The sequence below is a fragment of the Nonomuraea sp. NPDC050790 genome, assembly GCF_044456745.1.
GTDB lineage: Bacteria > Actinomycetota > Actinomycetes > Streptosporangiales > Streptosporangiaceae > Nonomuraea.
In genome coordinates, this window is sequence record NZ_JBITGF010000005.1 from 670,293 (window position 1) to 692,323 (window position 22,031).

The window sequence follows — 22,031 nt, forward strand, 5'->3', positions numbered from 1 at the left end:
CACTCAAGGGGTTTTTTGTTACTCCGTGCGCAATGCCATTCCCGCGTATTCGACGCGGTCCTCCTCAAGCAAAGCCACTTGTTCGACACCGGCTTCGAGCAGCTCACGGTAGTTTTCCCCGAGCCACGACTCGGCATCGGCCTGACTCGGAAAGACTTCTCGCGGCAATGGGCGGTCGGTTACCTCACTACCATTTGCATTTTCGTAACGCCACCGCCATGTCATGCCATACGCTCCTTTTTCCGCGGGTTCGCCGGTGCACCTTCCGACGGTTATGGAACCCTACTCCCCACCAGGAGGTCATTCGATGCTGCACGGAATTCGGATCGCCGCCGGAAGCGCGGCGGCCGCCCTGGCCGCCCTGGCCCTCCTTGCCGTTCCCGCCCTCGCCACTCCCCCGGTCTCACCCGATCCCGGCGCCGTACGCATGTGGAGCGTCTGGGAGAGCGACGGCACCGCCTGGCTGGCCGCCGCGGCCACGGATGTCCCTGCCGACGGCGACGTGGTGGGCTGGCGCTTCGCCGCCACCCCCGACGGAACCCCCGCCGAGCCGCCCGGCGGCGAACTGGCCGACTTCACCGCCGTGTGCGGGCAGCAGGCGGGCGGCGACGGCAAGCGCGTGGCCGTGCTCGTGGACTTCGGCGACGCCGCCGCCGACGCCTACCCGGGCGAACGGCCGCCCACGCCGATCCGCACCTGCGTGCGGGGCGCGAAGGAGTCGAGCGCCGCGCAGTTGCTCGCCCAGGCCGCCAAGGCTCGTGTGGACGCGCAGGGACGGGTCGTGGCCGTCAACGGCTACCCCGCGCAGGAGAAGGGCGGCACCGAGCTGTCCACCCCCGCGCCCTCGTCCGCGGGCGGCCTGTCCCTGCCCATGCTCCTGGGCGGCGCGGGCGTCCTGGTCCTGCTGGCGGCCGGCGCCGTCGTCGCCACCCGCCGCCGCGCCCGGCCCGCCGCCCACGGCACCCGCTCCTGACCCGGCCTCTGCCGCGAGGCTCCGCAGCGTGCGGAAAGCACTGCTGACCTCGCCCGGCGCTAGGCTCACGGACCGTGAAGATCGTGCTCTCCGGTACGGCGGGGCCGCGCGGCTGGCCGGAGCCCGGCTGCCCGTGCGCCTCCTGCCTGGCCTTGCCCCCGGGCCATCGACGGCCCGCCGAGGTACTCGTGGACGGGCGGCCTCTGGCACCCGGTTCGCATGTGGTGCAGGGGCTGCGGGTGCTGTATGAGCCAGAGGCGGGCTCGCTGGGCGCGGCGGATCTGGGCGCGGCGGGCTCGCTGGGCGCGGCGGATCTGGGCGCGGCGGACTCGGTGGGCGCGGCGGATCTGGGCGCGGTGGGCTCGGCGGGTGTGGCGGGCTCGGCGGGTGGTGCTTCCGGTGGGCCCTACGACGTGGTGTTGCTTGATCTGCTTGGGCGGCCGGAGCGGCTTGGGGAGCTGCGTGGGGCGGGGCTGGTCGCCGAGGGTGCGCAGGTGGTGGCCGTGGGGCTGGATCACCGGGTGCGTTCGGAGGAGGAGCTGGGCAGGCGGCTGGGGTTGTGGGGGGCGCGGGCCGTACCGGATGGGACGGTCTTGGAGCAGTCCGCGCCGGCGCGGGTCCCTCGGCCGCGCAGGACGTTGCTGCTCGGTGGGTCGCGGTCGGGCAAGTCCGCCGAGGCCGAGTTGCGGCTGGCGGGCGAGCCGCGCGTGACCTACGTGGCGACCGGGCCGTCGGGGGCGGGTGACGGCGAGTGGGCCGCGCGGGTGCGGGCGCACCGTGAGCGGCGGCCGGCGCACTGGGAGACCGTCGAGACCACCGACCTGGCCGCGACCATCGCGGCGGCCACCGCGCCGCTGCTGGTGGACGGGCTGGGGACGTGGGTGGCGGCGGTGTTCGACGAGCACGGGGCGTGGGAGGGGCCGCGCGAGCCTGTGCTGCGGCGGTGTGAGGAACTGGTCGAGGCTTGGCGGCGTACGCCGGTCCCGATCGTGGCCGTCTCCGACGAGGTGGGGCTGGGTGTAGTGCCCGACACGGCGAGCGGGCGGGCCTTCCGTGACGTGCTCGGCAGGCTCAACGAGCGGCTGGCGGCCGAGTCGGAGTACGTGGCACTGGTGGTGGCCGGGCGGCTGCTGCCTCTCTGAGCGCGGAAGCCGGTGCAGCTGAGCTTGACTCCGGTGCTTCTCTGCGCGCAGTAGCCGGGGGTGATCGCGGGAGACGGTTACGGGAGGCGGGTCAGTTCGGCTGGGGTCAGCGTCAGGTCTGCGGCGGCGGCCGAGTCGGCGATGGAGGTGGGCCTGGTGGCGCCGGGGATCGGGATCACGTTCGGCGCGAGCGACAGGTGCCAGGCCAGGCAGACCCGCTGCGGGCTGACTCCGCGCTCGGCGGCGATGTCGTGGAAGGGGCCGCGGGCGGGCGTGGTGGCACCGGGTTCCAGTGCGCTCGGTGAGATGCCGCCCAATGGGCTCCACGGCAGGTAGGCGATGCCCAGGTCCGCGCACAGCCGCAGTTCGGACAGGCCCTCGGGTGCCGCGGGGGAGAAACGGTTCTGCACCGAGGCCAGCCGTCCCCCGAGAACGGCGGCGGCCTGCCTGATCTGGGCGCCGTCCACGTTGGAGATGCCTGCCATGCGGATCTTGCCCTCGTCGAGCAGGTCGCGCAGCGCCCCCACGGACTCCTCGAACGGCACCGCGGGATCGGGCTTGTGCAACTGGTAGAGGCCGATCGCCTCCACGCCCAGCCGCCGCAGCGACGCCTCGCAGGCCGCGCGCAGGTGGCGGGGGTGGCCGTCCACGGTCCACGAGCCGTCGCCCGGCCGGGCGCGCCCGCCCTTGGTGGCCACGAGCACGTCGGCGGGCCCGTAGGCGGCCAGGGCGCGGGCGACGAGGCGCTCGTTGTGCCCGCTCTCGCCGGCGTGCCAGTGGTAGGAGTCGGCGGTGTCGATCAGGGTGACGCCCGCGTCCAGCGCCGCGTGGATGGTCGCCACCGCCCGTGCCTCGTCCGGACGTCCCTCGATGGACAGCGGCATCGCGCCCAGGCCCACGGGACCGACCTTGACCGCTCCGATCAGACGCATGCCCGGGCCTCCTTGACGACGCCGGGCAGCCAGTCGCCGACGTTCGAGAACGTGAAGCCGAGCGCGGTGGCGCGGCCGTTGTCCATGGTGTAGTCGCGCTCGAAGGAGTACGGCGACTCCCCGCGCGTGTAGACCGGCTCCCCGATCGCCGCGCACAGTTGCCTGACGTCGAGCGTGCCGTGTGAGCAGGCGTTGACCGGCCCGGTGAAGCCGGCGAGCGCCGTCCAGGCCAGGAAGGCGGCGATCTCGCGCTCCTCGATGAAGGAGGCGGGACGCGGGTCCGCGCAGACGCCGATGGGAAGGCCCGCGCTCATCCGCCGCACGTAGTGGCCGAGCCGCCCGGTGAAGTCGGCGCCCCCGAGCACGTGGGCGGTGCGCACGGCCGCGAACGCGAACCCGCCGGCCCGCCCCAGCACCGCCTCAGCCCGCCGCTTCCCCTCGCCATAGGACAGCGAGTCATCCGCGGGATCCTCGTCGTCGGGGAGGTCGAGCGCGTCCTCCCGGTACGGCCCGCCGCCGCCGAGATCGGCGTAGACCTCGACCGTGGAGGTCATCACGTACCGCCGGGTCCTGCCCTCGAAGACCCGGCGGGCGACGGCGGCGTGCCGCGGGGTGTAGCAGACCTGGTCGACGACGACGTCGAAGGTGCGCCCGGCCAGTGCCAGCCGCAGCGCCTCCTCGTCACCCCGGTCGGCGCGCAGGTGGGTGACGCCTTCCGGCGGCGCGGACGATCCCCGGTTGAGGACCGTGACGCGCTCGCCCCGGTCGCGAAGGTTCTCGACGAGCCGTCTACCGAAGTAGCGGCTGCCGCCGATGACACAGATCTCGTTCATGGCGTCAGCATGCCGACCGTATAGTCGACAGCGGTAGTGACTGCCTACTCAATCGGTCATTAGGAGAACTGTTGATCGACGTTCACCGGCTCAGCATCCTGCGCGAGGTGGCCAAGCACGGCAGCTTCAACCGCGCCGCCGGCGCCCTGCGCTTCACCCCCTCGGCCGTCTCGCAGCAGATCGCCGCGCTCGAACGCGGGCTCGGCGTCGCCGTGGTCGAGCGCAGCACCCGCGGGGTGCGGCTGACCGAACCCGGCCGCATGCTCGTGGAGGCGGCCGACGCGATCGCCGCCGAGCTGAGCGACGCCCAGGAGCGCATCGACCGCCTGTCCTCGGAACGCTCCCGGCTGACCGTGGCCGCCTTCGCCAGCGGCGGCAGGGCGCTGCTGCCCGCGGCGCTGGCCGCGTTCGCCGCCGAGCACCCCGAGGTGGAGCTGACCATCCTCGAACGCGAGCCGGAGGACGCGCTCCCGCTGGTCCGCGCGGGCCAGGCGGACCTGGCGCTCGCCTACCACTTCGACGGGCTGCCGCCCGCGCGTCCCGGTGACCGTTCCGGACTCGACTGGACGCCGCTGGTCAGCGATCCGCTGCGGGTGGTGCTGCCGCGCGGGCATCGCCTGGCCGGACGCGAGCGGGTCGCGCTGGGCGAGCTGGGCGGGGAGCGCTGGGTGCTCGGCTGCCTCAAGACCGTGGACCTGCTGCGGCACTACGCGGCGCTGGCCGGGTTCGAGCTGCGGGTCTCCTGCAGCGCCACCGACTACTTCTTCGCCCAGTCGCTCGTCTCCTCGGGCATCGGGGTGGCGCTCGTGCCCGAGATCGCCCTGACCGGGGCGGCCGATCTGGTCGCGCTGAAGGTGGAGCCGCCCAGTCCGTCGCGGTTCATCGGGGTGGCCACCGCCCGGCGGCGGGGGGGTACGGCGGGGCCGTACGTGGAGAGGCTGATCGGACTGCTGCGGTCAGGGGCGGACGGCGCGGGCGTACCAGCGGCCGTCGAGACGGTCGGCGTGTAGCGGACGGCCGAAACACTCCGAGAGGTTGTCCGGGGTCAGCACGGCGTCCACGGGACCGGCGGCGAGCACGCGGGCGTCCTTCATGAGCATCGCGTGCGTGGTCGTGGCCGGCACCTCCTCCAGGTGGTGGGTGACCGTGACCGTGGTGAGCACGGGCCGGGTCGCGGCCAGGTCCTCGATGGCCGAGATGAGGTCCTCGCGGGCGGGCAGGTCGAGCCCGGCGGCGGGCTCGTCGAGCAGCAGGACGGCCGGGTCGGCCATGAGCGCCCTGGCGATGCGTATCCGCGCCCGCTCCCCCTGCGAGCAGACGCGGAACTCCCGGTCGGCCAGGTCCTTGCAGCCGAGGTCGGCCAGCAGGCGCAGGCCGCGTTCGCGCTCGGGCTCCCCCAGCTTGTCCCACAGCGGGACGCTCGTCCCGGTGTGACCGGTGAGGACCACGGTGAGCGCGGTGGCGTCCTCGTCCTCCATCAGGGTCTCGTCCACGAGCCGCTGGCTGGCGGCGACCAGGCCGATGTGGCGGCGCAGCTCGCGCAGGTCCACCCGGCCCAGACGGTGGCCGAGCACGTTAACCGTCCCCTCGGTCGGGTGGCGTACGGCGGAGGCCAGCGAGAGCAGCGTGGTCTTCCCTGCGCCGTTGGGGCCGAGCACCACCCAATGCTCGCCGAAGTCGACCCGCCAGTCGATCGCGGACAGCAGGGTCTTGCCGACGACACGGACACCGACACCTTCGAGTTCCAGCACGTGCATCCGGCCACGATAACGTCCTAAATCATGCTGAGTGACAAGGTCCGCCAACTGATCACCCACGACGCGCATGGGCGGGCGGTCGTTGCGGACCGCCCGAAACTCCGCGACCTGGTGGAGCGGGGGGCGCCCGACGAGCACGGTTCGCAGCGGGCGCTGGGGGTGGGGCTGGCGCTGCTGGGTGAGTACGAGCGGGCCGCCGGGCACCTGCGGCGCGCTGTGGAGCTGGCCGGCACGCCGGAGGAGGTCGTCGCCGCCCGGGTGGACCCGGCCGACGCCTACCGGTACGGCGGCGACTTGGCGACCGCGGAGCTGATCTGCCGGATGGCGCTGGAACTGGCCAGGGAACAGGCCCCGGAGGCGGCCCGGCTGCCGCTGCTCCACCTGGCCTGGACGCTGGCCGAGCAGGGGCGTCCGGAGGCGGCGCGAGAGGTGTGGCAAAGCCCGGACAAGAGCCGGGAGCCCTGGGAGCGCGAGCTCGGGGGGCGCGAGCTCGGGGAAAATTCGGGCGAGCACCTGGGATGGTCTGGCGGGATGCCGTTGGGCGGGGTGCGGGGCTTTGAGGGGCTTGCCGTGCCGTTGCCGCCCTCGGTGGCCGCGCTCCTGGGGGACGAACCCGGCTGGGATCACGACCACGACGGGGCGAGCGGGTCGCTGGCCCGTGCGGGCTCGTACTTCGTGCGCCGCGGGCCGGAGGCGGTGGCCGAGCACGCGCGGCTGGAGTGGCTGCGCGGGCGGGCGGGGGTGCCGCGGGTGGCGGCCTTCGAGCGGGACGTGCTGGTCACCGCCGACACCGGTGTGGAGACGCTGGCCGCCGCGGAGAGCAAGGACGATCCCGAGGTGGGCGCGGCCATGGGCAGGGTGTTGCGGGCGCTGCACGCCGTGCCCGTGGCCGAGTGCCCCTTCGACGGGCGGCTCGACACGCTGCTCGCCCAGGCACGGCGCAACGTCGTCGAGGGGCGGGTGGACGCGGGCGACTTCGACGACGACAACCTCGGCCGCACGCCGATGGAGGTCTACGAGCGGCTGCTGACCGAGCGGCCGGAACCGGAGGATCTGGTGGTCGCGCACGGCGACTTCACCCCGTCCAACGTGATGGCCGACGGCGTGCTCATCGACCTGGCGCGGCTGGGGGTGGCCGACCGTTACCGGGACCTGGCCATCGCGCTGCGGGACCTGAGCGGCGACTTCGGCCCCTCGGCCGTGGCCGCATTCCTGTCCGCCTACGGCCTGGACGTGCCCGACGAGGCCAAGCTGGCGTACTACCGGCTGATCGACGAGCTGTTCTGACCGTGGACGGGCTGAGGTTCGCGATCGGCACGCTGTCGGTGTTCCCCGTGCGGGTTTCGCGGGTGGACCGGGAGGTGGCCGGGCGGGCGATGGCGCTGGCCCCTCTGGTCGGCCTGGTGCTGGGCGTGGTGGCGGCGTTGCCGCTGCTGCTGCCCGGCCCGCCGCTGCTGGGCGCCGCGCTGTCGCTGGGGCTGCTCGCGCTGCTGACCCGCGGCCTGCACCTGGACGGCCTCGCCGACCTCGCCGACGGCCTGGGCAGCGGCAGACCCGCCCCCCAGGCACTCGACATCATGAAAAAGTCGGACATCGGGCCCTTTGGGGTGGTGACCCTGATCGTCACCCTCCTCGTCCAGGCCGCCGCCCTGTCGGGCCTGCCGCCGTGGGCCGGGATGGCGGCCCTGGTCACGGCCTGCGCGACGGGACGGCTGGCGCTCACGTGGGCCTGCCGGGTGGGCGTCCCCGCCGCCCGCCCCGACGGCCTGGGCGCGATGGTCGCCGCCACGGTACGGCCCGCCGCCCGCTGGACCACCACCCTCGCCACCCTGACCCTCGCCACCATCCTCCACACCTGGCCCGACGCCACACCAGACGCCCAGGCGCCGGGCGCCCAGATGCCGGGCGTCCAGGCGGTGGGCACCCAAGTGGTGGGCGTCCAGGCGGTGGGGCCGGGTGATGGCGGTTTGGGGGCTGTTGTGCCGGTTGAGGTGGTGTTGCCGTTGGCCGTGGTGGTGGGACTGGGGGTGGCCATGGCGTTGCTCGGGCACGCGCGGCGGCGGCTGGGCGGGATCACCGGTGACGTGCTCGGCGCCCTCGTCGAGACGGCGACCACCGCCGCCCTGGTGACCTGTGCGTTGCTGATCTAGGCGGTGGTGACGGGTTCGGCGGGCCGTACCGGATGGAACTTGAGGAGGGCGGCGCCCAGCAGGGCGAGGACGGCCCAGCCCACGAGGCCGGTGATCCCGATCACGGCCGGGTTGGGCGGCGCGGCCGCGTCGCCCAGCAGGAGGGTCGTGCCCGTGACGCCGTTGATCGCGCCGTGGGCCACCACGGCCGGCCACACGCTGCCGGTGCGCAGCCGCAGCCAGCCCATCGTGATCCCGAGCAGGACGCAGGTGACGACGAAGTACGGCCCCGCCCACGGACCCAGCGCCGGATAGTTGTAGCCGAGCAGGGTGAGCGGAAAGTGCCACAGTCCCCAGATCACCCCGGACAGCACCAGCCCGCCCAGCACCCCGCGCGCGGCCACCAGGCGCGGCAGCAGCCAGCCGCGCCAGCCCAGTTCCTCGCCGAGGACGGGCAGGGCGTTGAGCAGCGGCGTGGCCACCACGGCGAACACGATCTGCGCGATCATCAGCCCGCTCGCGTCGGCGGGCACGGGCGCGCCGGCCGCCTCCATCCCCTGCTTGAACAAGCTCAGCCCGTCCAGGTCCAGCGAGACCAGCCCCAGCGCCGCGCTCAGCGCCAGGCTGAGCGCCACCACCAGCGGCGTGCCGATCCAGGCGGCGGCCACGAGCAGGAGCGTGCGGCGGCGGTCGGGGCCGAAGGTGAGGCCGTTCTCGCGGGCCCACTGGCGGAACGGCGTGCGGGTCCTGGCCCACACCGCCAGGACGCCGAGCGCGGGCGTGAACATGAGCGCCGTCGCGCTGACCATGAACAGGGGCGAGCCCAGCCCGCCGCCGAACCAGAGCGGAAGGCAGAACGCCCATCCCAGCCCGAACGCCACCACCAGGAAGAGCGCCATCACGCCACCCTCTCCTCGATCAGGGCGTTGATCAGCGAGGCGCCGCGCCTGGCGTCGTCGACGCTGATGAGCAACTGGCCGCCGGAGCGGTAGCGCAGGACGAGGCAGTCGCCGCCGCGCAGCATGATCGCCGCCATGCCGGGCACCCCGCGGATGCCCCAGCCGCCGACCTGGCTCGGGTAGCGGATCTCCGACCACGCCTTCTCGATCTTCGACAGCCGGATCCGCCGCACCGGCCAGCCGAACGGGCCGAAGCCGACCGCCAGCCCGTCATCGGTGACCCGCACGGTGGCGGCGCTGGTGAACAGCCCCGACAGGAGCACCACCACGCTGGCGAACAGCAGCGGGCCCCAGACCACGTTCGGGGTGGCGCCGACCAGGGCCACGCCGGCGGCGGCGACGAACACGGCCCCGCCGGCCACGGTCAGGGCCAGCAGCCAGGGGTTGCTGACCCTGCTGACCCACACCGAGCGCTGCCCGGGGCGCAGGCGCAGCTTGGGCGGCGCCTCGCCGGCGGGCGGCGACTGGTCGGGCTCGCCCCTGCCGAGGAAGCCCGCGGCCAGCCCGCCGCCGACGGCCGCCAGCATGACGGCCAGCACGATCCAGCCCGCCAGCTCGGCCTCGGTCCAGACGGGCCGATCGAGGTTGGCGTGGACGGTGGACAGCGTCATGCCCATGACGAACAGGCCGAGGCCCACGAGGAAACCCCACCAGTAGCCGCGGCTCAGGCGGCGGCGCAACATCGTGCCGCGTACGGCGAGGCCCACCATGACCACCCACGTCACCACCCAGGGGACGGTGGCCATCAGCACGAACCCGGTGAAGGACGAGGACCCGTCGGCCCGGTCCGACCAGTGGGTGGCCAGCGGTTCCGGCAGGCGATCCTGGAAGGAGAGCGGCACCGTGACGAGCACGGCGGTGATGATCAGTCCCCATACCGTGCCGAAGATCCGGGTGGTCATGGAAGTTCCTCCAAAATCGCGATGAGGTCGTCACGGCGGTAGCCGTACCGTCTGGCCTCTTCCAGCAGCTCGCGGGCACGCTGCACGAGTAGTGCCCGCCCGTCCGCCTGGCCGGCCACGCTGATCCCCCGTCCTCTCCTGAACTCCAGCAACCCCTCGTCGCGCAGCTCGCGCATGGCGCGCAGCACGGTGTTGGCGTTGATGCCCAGGGCGTCGGCCAGGTCGCGGGCCGACGGCAGCCGGTCGCCGGGGGCGTAGGAGCCGTCGCCGATGGCGCGCCTGATCGCGCCGGCCACCTGCTCGTGCAGGGGACGGGCGTCGTTGAGATCGAGAGTGAGCAACATGGTGCTAATGACACTAGCACCATTCACTTGATGATGCCTACCTGCGATTCGTGGGATGAACCCCTGATTGTGGGTAGACAGAAAGCGCGGATAGCATCGGTTTACGTGACCACTGTGCGGCTGAACTCAGCAGATCCCGTCTCGTTCGACACCGACGCGTTGATCGTCGGTTTCCACCCCGGCGCTGAGGGTCCGCGCCCCGTCGCCGAAGGGCTCGACGCCGCGTTCGGCGGGAAGCTGGCCGGCTCGCTCGCCGCCGTGGGCTTCACCGGCAAGGCCGGGGAACTGGCCAAGATCCCGGCGTTCGGCGCCATCACCGCGCCGCTGCTGGTCGCCGTCGGGCTCGGCGAGGACCCGGGCGCGGAGGGGCTGCGGCGGGCGGCGGGCGCCGCCGTACGGTCGCTGGCCGGAACCACGCGCGCCGCGCTCGCGCTCGGCGGCGAGCCCGAGGCGGTCGCGCTCGGCGGGCTGCTGGGCGCCTACTCCTTCGCCCGCTACCGCACCGGCGCGGACCAGAAGGACCCGGTCGGCGAGCTCACCGTGCTGGCCGAGCAGAGCGCGGGCGCCGCCGAGCGCGCGGGCGTCCTGGCCGAGTCGGTCGCGCTGGTCCGCGACCTGGTCAACACCCCGCCCTCCGACCTGTTCCCGGCCCGCTTCGCCGAGATCGCCGAGGAGGAGGGCGGCAAGGCGGGACTGACCGTCGAGGTGCTCGACGAGGTCCAGCTCAAGAACGGCGGCTTCGGCGGCCTCGTCGCCGTCGGCCAGGGCTCGGTCAACCCGCCTCGGCTGGTACGCCTGTCCTACAGCCACGCCGACGCCGCCAAGACGCTCGCCTTCGTGGGCAAGGGCATCACGTTCGACACCGGCGGGCTCAACCTGAAGCCCTCCGCCTCCATGGACTGGATGAAGTCCGACATGGGCGGCGCGGGCGCGGTCCTCGGCGCCCTGCTCGGCATCGCCAGGCTCGGGCTCAAGGTCAACGCGGTCGGCTACCTCTGCCTCGCCGAGAACATGCCCAGCGGCACCGCCCAGCGCCCCTCCGACATCATCCACAGCTACAGCGGCAAGACCGTCGAGGTGCTCGACACCGACGCCGAGGGCCGCCTGGTCCTCATGGACGGCATCGCCCGCGCCGCCGAGGACGGGCCCGACCTCATCGTCGACGTGGCCACGCTGACCGGCGCCCAGATCGTCGCGCTCGGCTGGCGCACCGCGGGCGTCATGTCCAACGACGACGACCTGCGCGAACTCGTCGTCGAGGTCGCCGGATCCGTCGGCGAGGGCGCCTGGGGCATGCCGCTGCCCGAGGAGTTGCGCAAGGGACTCGACTCCCCGATCGCCGACATCGCCAACCTCCAGCCGGAGCGCTGGGGCAGCATGCTCGCCGCCGGGATCTTCCTCAAGGAGTTCGTGCCCGACGGCGTCAAGTGGGCCCACATCGACATGGCGGGACCCGCCTTCAACAAGGGCGAGCCCCACGGCTACACCCCCAAGGGCGGCACCGGCGCCATCACGCGGACCCTCATCGGACTCGCGGAGCGGCACGCGAGCGCCTGAAACAAGTGAAAAGATGACGGCATCACGATCCCGACAAGGAGCCTTCCTGTGGCCTACGACATCGTCGTCCTAGGTGGCGGCAGCGGCGGTTACGCCTGCGCGCTCCGGGCGGCCGAGTTGGGCAAGTCCGTCGCCCTGATCGAGCGAGACAAGATCGGCGGCACCTGCCTGCACCGCGGTTGCATCCCCACCAAGGCCCTCCTGCACTCCGCGGAGGTCGCCGACGAGACCCGCGAGAGCGAGTCCTTCGGCGTGAAGGCGCGCTTCGAGGGCATCGACGTGCCCGGCGTCCACGCCTTCAAGGACAAGATCGTCACGCGTGCCTGGAAGGGCGTGCAGGGCCTGCTGAAGTCGGCCGGTGTGACGATCGTCGAGGGCGAGGGCCGCCTGACCGGCCCCAACCGCGTCCAGGTCGGCTCCGAGGTCTACGAGGGCCGCGCCGTCGTGCTGGCCACGGGGTCCGCGCCCAAGTCGCTGCCCGGCCTGCAGATCGACGGCGAGCGCGTGATCACCAGCGAGCACACGCTGACGATGGAGCGCGTGCCCGGCTCGATCATCGTGCTCGGCGGCGGCGTCATCGGCGTCGAGCTGGCGAGCGTCTACCGCTCGTTCGGCGCCGAGGTGACCATCGTCGAGGCGCTGCCGCACCTGCTGCCGACCGAGGAGGAGTCCAGCTCCAAGCTGCTGGAGCGCGCCTTCCGCCGCCGCGGCATCAAGTACGAGCTCGGCGTCTTCTTCGACGGCGTCAAGACGACCGACACCGGCGTGGTGGTGACGCTCGCCAACGGCAAGACCCTCGACGCCGAGCAACTGCTCGTGGCCGTCGGCCGCGGCGCCGTCTCGGCCGGCATGGGCTTCGAGGAGCAGGGCGTCCAGATCGAGCGCGGCACCGTCGTGGTCGACCAGCACTGCCAGACCTCCGTCCCCGGCGTCTACGCCATCGGCGACCTGATCAACACCCCGCAGCTCGCCCACGCGGGCTTCGCCGAGGGCATCCTGGTGGCCGAGCACATCGCCGGGCTCAACCCGCCGTCCATCGACTACGCGGGCGTGCCGCGGATCACCTACTCCGATCCCGAGGTCGCCTCCGTCGGCATCACCTCCAAGCAGGCCGCCGAGCGGGGCATCGAGATCGTCGAGCAGGTCTACGACCTCGCGGGCAACCCCAAGAGCCAGATCCTCGGCACCTCGGGGGCGGTGAAGGTGATCGCCCAGAAGGACGGCCCGGTCGTCGGCGTCCACATGGTCGGCCGCCGGATCGGCGAGCTGGTCACCGAGGGTCAGCTCATCTACAACTGGGAGGCGCTGCCAGCAGAGGTCGCCCAGCTCATCCACGCGCATCCCACCCAGTCAGAAGCCATGGGCGAGGCGATGCTGGCACTGGCCGGCAAGCCCCTGCACGTCCACAACTAAGAACTCGAGGAAGACATACCCATGCCGGTCTCCGTACAGATGCCCCAGCTCGGCGAGAGCGTCACCGAGGGCACGGTAACCCGTTGGCTGAAGAAGGAGGGCGAGCGCGTCGAGGCCGACGAGCCGCTCCTCGAGGTGTCGACCGACAAGGTCGACACCGAGATCCCGTCGCCGTCCGCGGGCGTCATCACCAAGATCGTTGTGGCTGAGGACGAGACCGTCGAGGTCGGCGCCGAGCTGGCGATCATCGACGAGAACGGTCAGGAGGGCGCCACCGCGGCCCCGGCCCAGGAGGCTCCCCAGGAGGAGGCCCCCGCGCCGCAGCCTGAGCCGGCCTCTTCGATCCCCCAGCCCGAGCCCGCTCCTGCGCCCGAGCCCGCCCCGGCGCCCCAGCCCGCCGCCCAGGCTCCCGCCGCCCAGGCTCCGGCCGCCCAGGCCCCGGCTCCGGCCGCGCAGGCTCCCGCTCCCGAGGCTCCCGCTCCTCAGGCTGAGGCGCCGCTGCCCGCGTCGGGTGAGAGCCCGTACGTGACGCCGCTGGTGCGCAAGCTGGCCAACGAGCACGGCGTCGACCTTGAGTCGATCTCGGGCACCGGTGTGGGCGGGCGCATCCGCAAGCAGGACGTGCTGGAGGCGGCCAAGTCGCAGCGCGAGGCCGCCGCCCCCGCTCCCGCCCAGGCCGCGCCTGCCGCGCAGGCTCCCGCGGCTCAGGCGCCCGCCGCCCAGGCCCCGGCTCCGGCCGCTCAGGCTCCGGCCGCGCCGGTCGCCGCCTCGCCCGAGCCGGTCGAGGTGGACACGACGCTGCGGGGCCGTACCGAGAAGATGACGCGGCTGCGGCAGACGATCGCCAAGCGGATGGTGGAGTCGCTGCAGACGGCGGCGCAGCTCACCTCGGTCGTCGAGGTGGACGTCACGAAGATCGCCCGCCTGCGGGCCAAGGCGAAGGACGACTTCCTGCGCCGCGAGGGCGTGAAGCTGACCTTCACCCCGTTCTTCGCGATGGCCACGGTCGAGGCGCTCAAGCAGCACCCCAAGCTCAACGCCACGATCAACAACGAGACCAACGAGGTGACCTACTTCGACGTCGAGAACCTCGGCGTCGCGGTGGACACCGAGCGCGGCCTGCTGGCCGCCGTCGTCAAGAACGCCGGCGACCTCAACCTGGCCGGGCTGGCCCGCAAGGTCACCGACCTGGCCGAGCGCACCCGCAACAACCAGGTGACGCCCGACGAGATCACCGGCGGCACCTTCACGCTCACGAACACCGGCAGCCGCGGCGCCCTGTTCGACACGCCGATCCTCAACCAGCCGCAGGTCGGCATGCTGGGGACGGGCGCGGTCGTCAAGCGTCCCGTGGTGGTGGACACGCCTGAGGGCGAGGTCATCGCGGTGCGTTCGATGGTGTACCTGGCGCTCACCTACGACCACCGCCTGGTCGACGGCGCCGACGCGGCCCGCTTCCTGACGACGATCAAGCGTCGCCTCGAGGAAGGCCGCTTCGAGGCGCAGCTCGGCCTCGCGTAGCGGTTTTCCGAGGGCCGTCCCGCGACACCCGTCGCGGGACGGCCCTCTTCCGTTCTGGCGTGCTGTCCGTTCGCGTCCTTCTCGCGGCCCTTCCGTTACGGCAGGCCCAGTGGGCCGCCGACCGCCGCCGTGGGCCGGCGGCCTCGCCGAGCGGCCGGCAGCCGGACGTGGCGCCCGCCGTAACAAGGCGCCGGCGGCCGGATGCCGTGGTGCCGGCCGTCACCAGGCTCGGTCGGCCGGGTGCCTCGCCGGCCCCTCTCGTATCCGGAGGCGTGGGGTGGCGGGAGCGTAGGGTGGGTGGCATGGTGATCACCTTGACCGGGGCTTCCGGGTTGCTGGGGCCGGCGCTGATGACGGCGTTGCGGGAGCGTGGGCACGAGGTGCGCCAGCTTGTGCGGCGGCCGGTGCGGGCGGAGCACGAGTCCTTCTGGGATCCGGATGACGGGGTCGTGGATCTCGGGGTGCTGGAGGGGTGTACGGCTGTGGTGCACCTTGCGGGGGCTCCCATCGCGGGTAAGCGGTGGAGCCCGGCGTACAAGAAGGTGCTGGTCCGGAGTCGGGTGGACAGCACCGCCACGCTGGTCGAGGCCATCGGGAGGCTTTCCGCGCCGCCTGAGGTGCTGGTCTCCGCCTCCGGGGTGGATTTCTACGGGGACACCGGGGATCGGGTAATCGATGAGGGTGCGCCGCGTGGGGAGGGGTTTCTGGCGAAGCTCTGCGAGGTGTGGGAGGGGGCGGCCCGGGAGGCGCCCGTCAGGAACGTGCAGCTTCGGACCGGGCTGGTGCTGAGCGGGAAGGGCGGGGCGCTTGGGCCCATGTTGCCGATCTTCCGGATCGGGCTCGGGGCGCCGCTGGGGTCGGGGCGGCAGTTCTGGTCGTGGATCGCCGTGGACGATTGGGTGGGTTCCGTGCTCCATATCCTGGAAAATCGGGAAATCTCGGGACCGGTGAACCTTGTGGGGCCTGCTCCCCTTACCAACGCTGAGTTCACCAAAGCGCTCGGGCGGGTGCTGCGGCGGCCGACGATGCCGATCGGGGTGCCGGGGTTCGCGCTGGAGCTGGGGCTGGGCGAGTTCGCGAAGGAAGCGCTGCTGCCGAGCCACCGCATCCTGCCAAAGAAGCTGGTGGACAGCGGGTATGGCTTCACCCATACGCATCTCGATCAGGCACTGGCCGCCGTAATCTAGTCTGTCCGACTCGATGTGGGGGAGCACAACCATGACCAGAACCGGCCAGTCACACATCCTTGCCATCGGTGGTGGATCGTTCCGGCCGTCGCGGCGTCACGGCTTCGTCGAGGCCAGTCCGCTGCTGCGCTACGGGCTCGACCTCACCGGGCAGGACCGTCCCAAGCTGGGGCTCCTCGCGACGGCGATGGGCGACGACGCCGACTGGTTGCTGAAGATGCACGGCGCCTTCTCCCGGTGGGACGTCGAGGTGAGCCATCTGACGGTGTTCCCCATGCCCAACCGGGAGGATCCGCGGGCCTGGATGCTCGACCAGGACATGATCTACGTCAGCGGCGGCAGCGTCGCCAACCTCATGGCGCTGTGGCGGCTCCACGGCTACGACGAGATGCTGGAGGAGGCCTGGCACGCCGGTGTGGTGCTGGCCGGGCAGAGCGCGGGCGCGCTGTGCTGGCACGTGGGCGGCAACACCGACTCCTTCGGCCCCGATCTGCACGTGTGGGCGGAGGGCATGGCCCTGCTCCCCTACTCCTGCGGCGTGCACTACAACTCCGAGCCGCAGCGCCGCGAGCTGCTGCAGGCGTCGGTGGCGGCCGGGGAGCTGCCCGGCGGGTACGCCGCCGACGAGGGCGTCGCCCTGCACTACGTGGGCACCGAGTTCATCCAGGCCGTCGCCGCCAGCCCCAGCGGGTACGCCTACCGGCTGGAGCACGAGGGCGAGGAGGGCGTGAAGGAGTTCAGGATCGAGCCCCGGCTGCTGACGTCCTGAATTACCCTTCATAGGTGAGGGAACGGCACAATGGACACATGCGCCACGCCTTGGCCATTGTGCGGCTCGGTGTCGATGTCCCCTACGAGCAGGCCTGGAACCTCCAGCGCTGGGTGCACGAGAGGCATCTCGCCGGAGAGCTGGGCGACACCGCCCTGCTCCTGGAGCACGCGCCCGTCTACACCGCGGGCAAGCGCACCGCCCCGCACCAGCGCCCCGCCGACGGCACCCCGGTCATCGACGTCGACCGGGGCGGCCGGATCACCTGGCACGGGCCCGGTCAGCTCGTCGGGTACCCGATCGTGGCGGTGTCCGACGTCAACGACTACGTGCGGCGGCTCGAAGAGGCCATGGTGCTGGTCTGCGCCGACTTCGGGGTGAGCGCCCGGCGCATGCCGAGCAGGGGCGGGGTGTGGGCGGTGGGCGACGCCGCCCTCGGCCTGCCGGACCGCATGCTGGGCGCCGTCGGCATCCGGGTGACGCGGGGGGTGGCGATGCACGGCTTCGCCCTCAACTGCGCCAACGACCCGCGCTGGTTCAACCGCATCGACCCGTGCGGCATCCCCGGCGCCGGGGTCTCGACACTGTCGGCCGAGACCGGGCGCCGGATCGTGGTCGAGGAGGTCATGCCGATCATGGAGAAGCGACTGGCGGACGCGCTCGGCCTGGAGTCCTACGACGTCCACGAAGAAGACCTCCTCCGCCACCGCTAACCCGCCCCGCCACCCGAACCCGGGGATCCGAGCCAGCCCAAGACCCAACCCCGGGGAACCCGACACCCCGCCGCCCGACCCGGAGATCCCACAGCGCCGGGACAACCCATGGCTCACGCCCGGGAACCCAACACCCCCGCCCCAACCCGGAGATCCCACAGCACCGGGACAACCCATGGCTCAAGCCCGGGGAGCCCAACATCCCGCCGGCCAAGCCCAACCCCAAGGCCCGGCTCCGGAGCTCACAAGGCCGCCCACAACCAGGGCTCAAGGCCGGAGGGGTGTCGCACAGGCGGGGTGAGCGCGGGCCGGACGAGCGGGTGAGCCGGGTCGGCACGTCCCTCGGGTGGGGACATGGGGGACTCGGGTGGGGGAAATGTCGGGGTGGTAATCGAATCGGCATCTAAATGCGGTCATTTCCGCATGTGCCGTTTCTACGATCGGGCCTGTGAAGCGCCTCCTGGCCGTCGTGCTGTCGCTGATCGTCCACGCGCTGACCCTCGCCTTCATCGTGGCAGGCGGCGCGCTCATCGTCCTCAACCACACCGAACTGCCCGCCTGGCTGGCCGGTGGCCTGCTGCTGGCGGTCGGCGTGATGCTGCGGCCGAAGCTGGGCCGGCTGCCCGCCGACGCCGAGGTGCTGTCGCGGTCGGCGGCTCCCGAGCTCTACCGCGCCGCCACCCGCGTCGCCGAGTCCCTGGCCGTCAAACCGCCCGCCGTCGTGGCCATCATGGACCTGGGCGTCGATGCCACCTACACCCGCATCGGCCTGCGGCGTACCCCGGTGCTCGTGATCGGGCTGCCGCTCTGGCTGGCGCTCACCCCGAGGCAGCGGGTCACGCTCCTGGCCAGAGCCTGCGCCGGTGGCGTCATCGGCGAGGGGCTGGTCGTGGGCGAGGCGCTGTCCACGCTGGCCGATTGGCGGATGGGCCTGGTCGGGGCGGGGCCGCTCAAGCCGCGGGAGGAGGCCAGGGTGGTCATGGACCGCGCCTCCCTGGGCGTGATGCACACGCCCGGCGCCTCCTACGAGGCGGCGGGACTGCTCGGGCGGATCTTCGGCCGGGTGCTCGGCGGCCCGGTGCTGCTGGCCGAGTACGCGCTGACCCGCCTGGTGCGCGCGGGCGACAGCCGTACCCGGGAACGAAGGCGGGCGATGACCGCCAGGGGGACGTCGGCGGAGGAACTGGACGAACTGGAGTCCCTGATGGCCAGCGGGCGCTATCTCGCGCCCATCCAGGCGGCGGCGCTGCGCGGGGAGAGCGTCCCGGCGATCAGGCAGGACGCGCTGACCAGGGCGAGGATCTCCGACGACGGCGTGCTGACGTCGGCGCCGGGTTCGGAGCTGATGGGGGCGCGGGAGTCCGAGCTGATCGACGCGGAGTTGCTGAAGCACTACACGCGGGCCATCCGCGGGTTCGGGCTGATTTCCTGAGGACAGGTCCGGTCATGGGATGTTCTCGCGGGGACGTAAGCTGGGTCCGTGACCGTTGCCCCTGAAGGCCGAAAGCTCCTCCGCTTGGAGGTGCGCAACGCCGAGACCCCCATCGAGCGCAAGCCCCCGTGGATCAAGACCAAGCTGAAGACGGGCCCCGAGTACACCGAGCTCAAATCGCTCGTGCGCCGGGAGGGCCTGCACACGGTCTGTGAAGAGGCGGGCTGTCCCAATATCTACGAGTGCTGGGAAGACCGCGAGGCGACCTTCCTCATCGGCGGCGACCAGTGCACCCGCCGGTGCGACTTCTGCCAGATCGACACGGGCAAGCCCAAGGAGTACGACAAGGACGAGCCGCGCAGGGTCGCCGAGTCGGTCCAGCAGATGGGCCTGCGGTACGCGACCGTGACCGGCGTCGCCCGTGACGACCTGCCCGACGGCGGCGCCTGGCTCTACGCCGAGACCGCCCGCCAGATCCACACGCTGCTGCCCGGCTGCGGCGTCGAGCTGCTGGTGCCCGACTTCAACGGCGACCGCGACCAGTTGGAGGAGGTCTTCTCCAGCAAGCCGGAGGTGTTCGCGCACAACGTCGAGACCGTGCCGCGCATCTTCAAGCGGATCAGGCCCGCCTTCCGGTACGAGCGTTCGCTCGGCGTGATCACGATGGCCCGCGAGGCGGGGCTCGTGACCAAGTCCAACCTGATCCTGGGCATGGGCGAGGAGCGCGAGGAGATCGTGCAGGCGATGCGCGACCTCCACGAGGCCGGCACCGACCTGCTCACGATCACCCAGTACCTGCGGCCCACGCCGCGCCACCACCCGGTGGAGCGCTGGGTGAAGCCGGAGGAGTTCGTGGAGCTGCAGGCCGAGGCCGAGGCGATCGGCTTCGCCGGCGTGCTGTCCGGTCCGCTGGTCCGCTCGTCCTACCGCGCGGGCAAGCTCTACAAGCAGGCGATCGAGGCACGGCAGAGCGCCTGACATCCCAGGAGAACCGCATCCCGCACGAGGGGGTGCGGTTTTTTCCTGCCCTCAAGGTAACGCTAAGGTCACAAACCTAGCTATCGCTCGGTTTTCTGGTGAACACTGGCCGCGTGGACTTCGACGAACTCATCAACAAGCTGGACCTCAGCACCAAGATCCGCCTGCTCACCGGCGCCGACATGTGGTCGCTGCCCGCGATCCCCGAGATCGGGCTCGACCGGCTCGTGATGAGCGACGGCCCGATCGGCGTGCGCGGCGAGCAGTGGAGCGCCGTGGACCCGTCGATCGCCCTGCCGAGCCCGACCGCGCTGGCCGCCACGTGGGACGCCGGCCTGGTCAGGCGGGTCGGCCGGCTGCTTGCCCAGGAGGCCAGGCGCAAGGGCGTCCACGTGCTGCTCGCCCCAACCATCAACCTGCACCGCACGCCGCTCGGCGGACGCCACTTCGAGTGCTTCTCCGAGGACCCGTTCCTCACCGGGGAGATCTGCGCGGCCTACGTCGAGGGCGTCCAGGACGGCGGGGTCGCCACCACGCCCAAGCACTTCGTGGCCAACGACTTCGAGACCGACCGCTTCACCGTCAACGTCAAGGTGAGCGACAAGGTGCTGCGGGAGATGTACCTGGCGCCGTTCGAGCGGGTCGTGCGGGCGGGCGCGTGGGGTCTCATGAGCGCCTACAACTCGGTCAACGGCACGACCATGACCGAGCACTCCGACCTGGTCAACGGGGTGCTCAAGGACGAGTGGGGCTTCGACGGCTACGTGGTGTCCGACTGGACGGCGGTGCGCTCCACCGAGGCGGCCGCGCACGGCGGCACCGACGTGGCCATGCCCGGTCCGAACGGTCCATGGGGCGAGAAGCTGGAGGCCGCGGTCCGCGAGGGGCGGGTGCCGGAGTCGGTCGTGGACGACCGGGTCCGCCGCATCCTGCGGCTGGCCAGGCGCACCGGCGCGCTCGGCGGGGGCGCGGGCCGTACCGCCGTGGAGATGGAGGAGATCGACGGCGTGGCGCTCGCCCGCGAGGTGGCGGCGCGCTCGTTCACGCTGCTCAGGAACGAGGGCGGGGTGCTGCCGTTCGCGGGCGTGCGCACGCTCGCGCTCATCGGGTCGGCGGCCGGCGAGGCGCGGATCATGGGCGGCGGCAGCGCCCAGGTCTTCCCCGACCGGATCGTCTCGCCGCTGGAGGGGCTGCGCGAGCGCGCGGGCGTCGAGGTGCGCTACGCGCTCGGCACCGACCCCCGGCTGCGCTTCTCCCCGCTCAACGCGCACGCCACCGCGATCTTCCTGGACGGCGAGGGCCAGGTCATGGCCGAGGAGGCGGTGCCGATCGCCGAGGCGCGCTGGGTGGGCCAGCCGCCCGCGGGCGTGGATTTCGACCGGCTGGCCGCGGTCGAGCTGCGCACCACGTACACGGCCGACGTCGCCGGTGAGCACCAGTTCTCGGTGGCCGGCGTCGGCCGCTACACCTTCACGGTCGACGGCACGACCGTCTTCGACGACGCCATCGTCTTCGAGGGCGACGACCCGGCGGCCGGGCTGCTGCACGCGCCCGAGCGGCGGTTCACGCACACGCTGGAGGCCGGGCAGACGGTGGAGCTGTCGCTGCGCCAGCACGAGGTGGCCAGCTTCAACGGGATGACGCTGATCCTGTTCACGATCGGGCACGCCGACCCGGCGGCCGGCGAGGACGAGCTCCTGGCCGAGGCGGCACGGCTGGCCGCCGCCAGCGACGTCGCGGTGGTCGTCGCCTCGACCACGCTGGAGGTGGAGAGCGAGGGCTTCGACCGCAAGGACCTCAAGCTGCCCGGCCGCCAGGACGAGCTGATCGCCGCCGTGGCCGCGGCCAACCCGCGCACGGTGGTCGTGGTCAACGCGGGCTCGCCCGTCGAGATGCCGTGGGCGGATGACGTGGCCGCGATCCTGCTGACCTGGTTCCCCGGGCAGGAGGCCGGGACGGCGCTGGCCGACGTGCTGTTCGGCGACGCCGAGCCGGGCGGGCGGCTGCCGACGACCTGGCCGGTCTCGCTGGCCGACAGCCCGGTGGTGGACGTCACGCCCAAGGACGGGGCGGTGCCGTACGACGAGGGGCTCTTCATCGGCTACCGGGGCTGGGAGAAGGCGGGCCGCACGCCGGCGTTCTGGTTCGGGCACGGCCTCGGGTACACGTCGTGGTCCTACAACGCCGTGGACGCCAATGCCGAATCGGTCACGGTCTCCGTCACGAACACCGGTGAGCGGCGCGGGCGCGAGGTCGTGCAGGTGTACGTGGCTCCGGCCGAGCCGGGCGAGCGGCCGGCCCGCCGGCTGGCCGGGTTCACGGTGGTCGAGGCGGAGCCCGGCGAGACGGTCGTGAGCACGGTGTTCCTGCCCGCGCGCACGTTCCAGGAGTGGGGCGAGGACGGCTGGGCCACCGTGCCCGGCGCCTACGCCGTCGAGGTGGGCGCCGGTCTGGCCGACCTCCGGCTGAGGGCGGACATCGGCCTCTGAG

The 22,031-nt window shown here is 72.4% G+C and carries 21 protein-coding genes; 14 read left to right on the forward strand and 7 right to left on the reverse strand.

All coding sequences use genetic code 11. From position 1 onward, the window contains the following. Positions 1–18: 18 nt before the first annotated feature. Positions 19–225, reverse strand: coding sequence for a hypothetical protein (locus ACIBEJ_RS28320; RefSeq protein WP_397185861.1), 207 nt, complete (start codon positions 223–225; stop codon positions 19–21). Positions 226–307: 82 nt separating this feature from the next. Here ACIBEJ_RS28320 and ACIBEJ_RS28325 point away from each other — a divergent pair, with 82 nt between their 5' ends. Both ACIBEJ_RS28325 and ACIBEJ_RS28330 read left to right on the forward strand, forming a co-directional pair. Continuing rightward, positions 308–973 carry an SCO2322 family protein gene (locus ACIBEJ_RS28325; RefSeq protein WP_397185862.1) on the forward strand — a complete coding sequence of 222 codons (666 nt, stop codon included), beginning with the start codon at positions 308–310 and terminating at the stop codon, positions 971–973. 74 nt (positions 974–1,047) lie between these two features. Then, positions 1,048–2,115 carry a bifunctional adenosylcobinamide kinase/adenosylcobinamide-phosphate guanylyltransferase gene (locus ACIBEJ_RS28330; protein WP_397185863.1) on the forward strand — a complete coding sequence of 356 codons (1,068 nt, stop codon included), beginning with the start codon at positions 1,048–1,050 and terminating at the stop codon, positions 2,113–2,115. A 77-nt stretch (positions 2,116–2,192) separates the two neighbouring features. Here the strand turns inward: ACIBEJ_RS28330 and ACIBEJ_RS28335 are convergent, their stop codons facing one another. Both ACIBEJ_RS28335 and ACIBEJ_RS28340 read right to left on the reverse strand, forming a co-directional pair. Beyond that, entirely contained in the window at positions 2,193–3,047 is an 855-nt protein-coding gene (locus tag ACIBEJ_RS28335) for an aldo/keto reductase (protein ID WP_397185864.1), read from the reverse strand. After that, positions 3,038–3,880 carry an NAD-dependent epimerase/dehydratase family protein gene (locus ACIBEJ_RS28340; RefSeq protein ID WP_397185865.1) on the reverse strand — a complete coding sequence of 281 codons (843 nt, stop codon included), beginning with the start codon at positions 3,878–3,880 and terminating at the stop codon, positions 3,038–3,040. The genes ACIBEJ_RS28335 and ACIBEJ_RS28340 overlap by 10 nt, the downstream gene beginning before the upstream one ends. A 71-nt stretch (positions 3,881–3,951) precedes the next feature. On the opposite strand from ACIBEJ_RS28340, the gene ACIBEJ_RS28345 reads away from it, so the two are divergent. Further along, positions 3,952–4,890 carry a LysR family transcriptional regulator gene (locus tag ACIBEJ_RS28345; protein ID WP_397185866.1) on the forward strand — a complete coding sequence of 313 codons (939 nt, stop codon included), beginning with the start codon at positions 3,952–3,954 and terminating at the stop codon, positions 4,888–4,890. On the opposite strand, the gene ACIBEJ_RS28350 is transcribed toward ACIBEJ_RS28345, so the two are convergent. Continuing rightward, the gene (locus tag ACIBEJ_RS28350) at positions 4,837–5,637 is read right to left on the reverse strand and encodes an ABC transporter ATP-binding protein (RefSeq protein ID WP_397185867.1); all 801 of its coding nucleotides are present in this window, start codon (positions 5,635–5,637) and stop codon (positions 4,837–4,839) included. The two genes, ACIBEJ_RS28345 and ACIBEJ_RS28350, sit on opposite strands and share 54 nt — an antisense overlap. A gap of 24 nt (positions 5,638–5,661) precedes the next feature. Between ACIBEJ_RS28350 and ACIBEJ_RS28355 the strand changes: the two genes are divergently transcribed. Further along, entirely contained in the window at positions 5,662–6,924 is a 1,263-nt protein-coding gene (locus ACIBEJ_RS28355; RefSeq protein ID WP_397185868.1) for a phosphotransferase, read from the forward strand. Between the two features lie 2 nt (positions 6,925–6,926). After that, positions 6,927–7,787: an adenosylcobinamide-GDP ribazoletransferase gene (locus tag ACIBEJ_RS28360; protein WP_397185869.1), complete on the forward strand. Its 861-nt coding sequence runs from the start codon at positions 6,927–6,929 to the stop codon at positions 7,785–7,787. Here ACIBEJ_RS28360 and ACIBEJ_RS28365 read toward each other — a convergent pair. Genes ACIBEJ_RS28365 through ACIBEJ_RS28375 form a run of 3 tightly spaced genes read right to left on the reverse strand, consistent with a single transcriptional unit; the run spans position 7,784 to position 9,971 of the window. Further along, positions 7,784–8,665, reverse strand: a complete 882-nt coding sequence (locus tag ACIBEJ_RS28365; RefSeq protein WP_397186104.1) for a CPBP family intramembrane glutamic endopeptidase — start codon at positions 8,663–8,665, stop codon at positions 7,784–7,786. The genes ACIBEJ_RS28360 and ACIBEJ_RS28365 overlap by 4 nt on opposite strands. Further along, positions 8,665–9,627, reverse strand: coding sequence for a hypothetical protein (locus ACIBEJ_RS28370; protein WP_397185870.1), 963 nt, complete (start codon positions 9,625–9,627; stop codon positions 8,665–8,667). Before ACIBEJ_RS28370 ends, ACIBEJ_RS28365 begins: the two co-directional genes overlap by 1 nt. Next, positions 9,624–9,971: a GntR family transcriptional regulator gene (locus ACIBEJ_RS28375; RefSeq protein WP_397185871.1), complete on the reverse strand. Its 348-nt coding sequence runs from the start codon at positions 9,969–9,971 to the stop codon at positions 9,624–9,626. The genes ACIBEJ_RS28370 and ACIBEJ_RS28375 overlap by 4 nt, the downstream gene beginning before the upstream one ends. A gap of 105 nt (positions 9,972–10,076) precedes the next feature. Between ACIBEJ_RS28375 and ACIBEJ_RS28380 the strand changes: the two genes are divergently transcribed. The 9 genes from ACIBEJ_RS28380 to ACIBEJ_RS28420 all read left to right on the forward strand — a co-directional run bounded on the left by ACIBEJ_RS28380 (position 10,077) and on the right by ACIBEJ_RS28420 (position 22,030). Next, complete coding sequence (locus ACIBEJ_RS28380; protein WP_397185872.1) at positions 10,077–11,528, forward strand: leucyl aminopeptidase; 1,452 nt, start codon at positions 10,077–10,079, stop codon at positions 11,526–11,528. A gap of 48 nt (positions 11,529–11,576) precedes the next feature. Further along, entirely contained in the window at positions 11,577–12,941 is a 1,365-nt protein-coding gene (gene lpdA / locus ACIBEJ_RS28385; RefSeq protein ID WP_397185873.1) for a dihydrolipoyl dehydrogenase, read from the forward strand. Positions 12,942–12,962: 21 nt separating this feature from the next. Beyond that, positions 12,963–14,462 (forward strand): 2-oxo acid dehydrogenase subunit E2, encoded by a 1,500-nt coding sequence (locus ACIBEJ_RS28390; RefSeq protein WP_397185874.1) that lies wholly within the window; start codon positions 12,963–12,965, stop codon positions 14,460–14,462. A 302-nt stretch (positions 14,463–14,764) separates the two neighbouring features. Further along, the gene (locus ACIBEJ_RS28395) at positions 14,765–15,649 is read left to right on the forward strand and encodes a TIGR01777 family oxidoreductase (RefSeq protein WP_397185875.1); all 885 of its coding nucleotides are present in this window, start codon (positions 14,765–14,767) and stop codon (positions 15,647–15,649) included. A 31-nt stretch (positions 15,650–15,680) separates the two neighbouring features. After that, a complete protein-coding gene (locus tag ACIBEJ_RS28400; RefSeq protein WP_397185876.1) occupies positions 15,681–16,418 on the forward strand; it encodes a Type 1 glutamine amidotransferase-like domain-containing protein in 738 nt (245 codons plus the stop codon). Between the two features lie 38 nt (positions 16,419–16,456). Next, positions 16,457–17,131, forward strand: coding sequence for a lipoyl(octanoyl) transferase LipB (gene lipB / locus ACIBEJ_RS28405; protein WP_397185877.1), 675 nt, complete (start codon positions 16,457–16,459; stop codon positions 17,129–17,131). Between the two features lie 448 nt (positions 17,132–17,579). Next, positions 17,580–18,563: a hypothetical protein gene (locus tag ACIBEJ_RS28410; RefSeq protein WP_397185878.1), complete on the forward strand. Its 984-nt coding sequence runs from the start codon at positions 17,580–17,582 to the stop codon at positions 18,561–18,563. 48 nt (positions 18,564–18,611) lie between these two features. After that, entirely contained in the window at positions 18,612–19,541 is a 930-nt protein-coding gene (gene lipA, locus ACIBEJ_RS28415) for a lipoyl synthase (RefSeq protein WP_397185879.1), read from the forward strand. A 113-nt stretch (positions 19,542–19,654) separates the two neighbouring features. Then, positions 19,655–22,030: a beta-glucosidase gene (locus tag ACIBEJ_RS28420; protein WP_397185880.1), complete on the forward strand. Its 2,376-nt coding sequence runs from the start codon at positions 19,655–19,657 to the stop codon at positions 22,028–22,030. Position 22,031 lies beyond the last annotated feature (1 nt).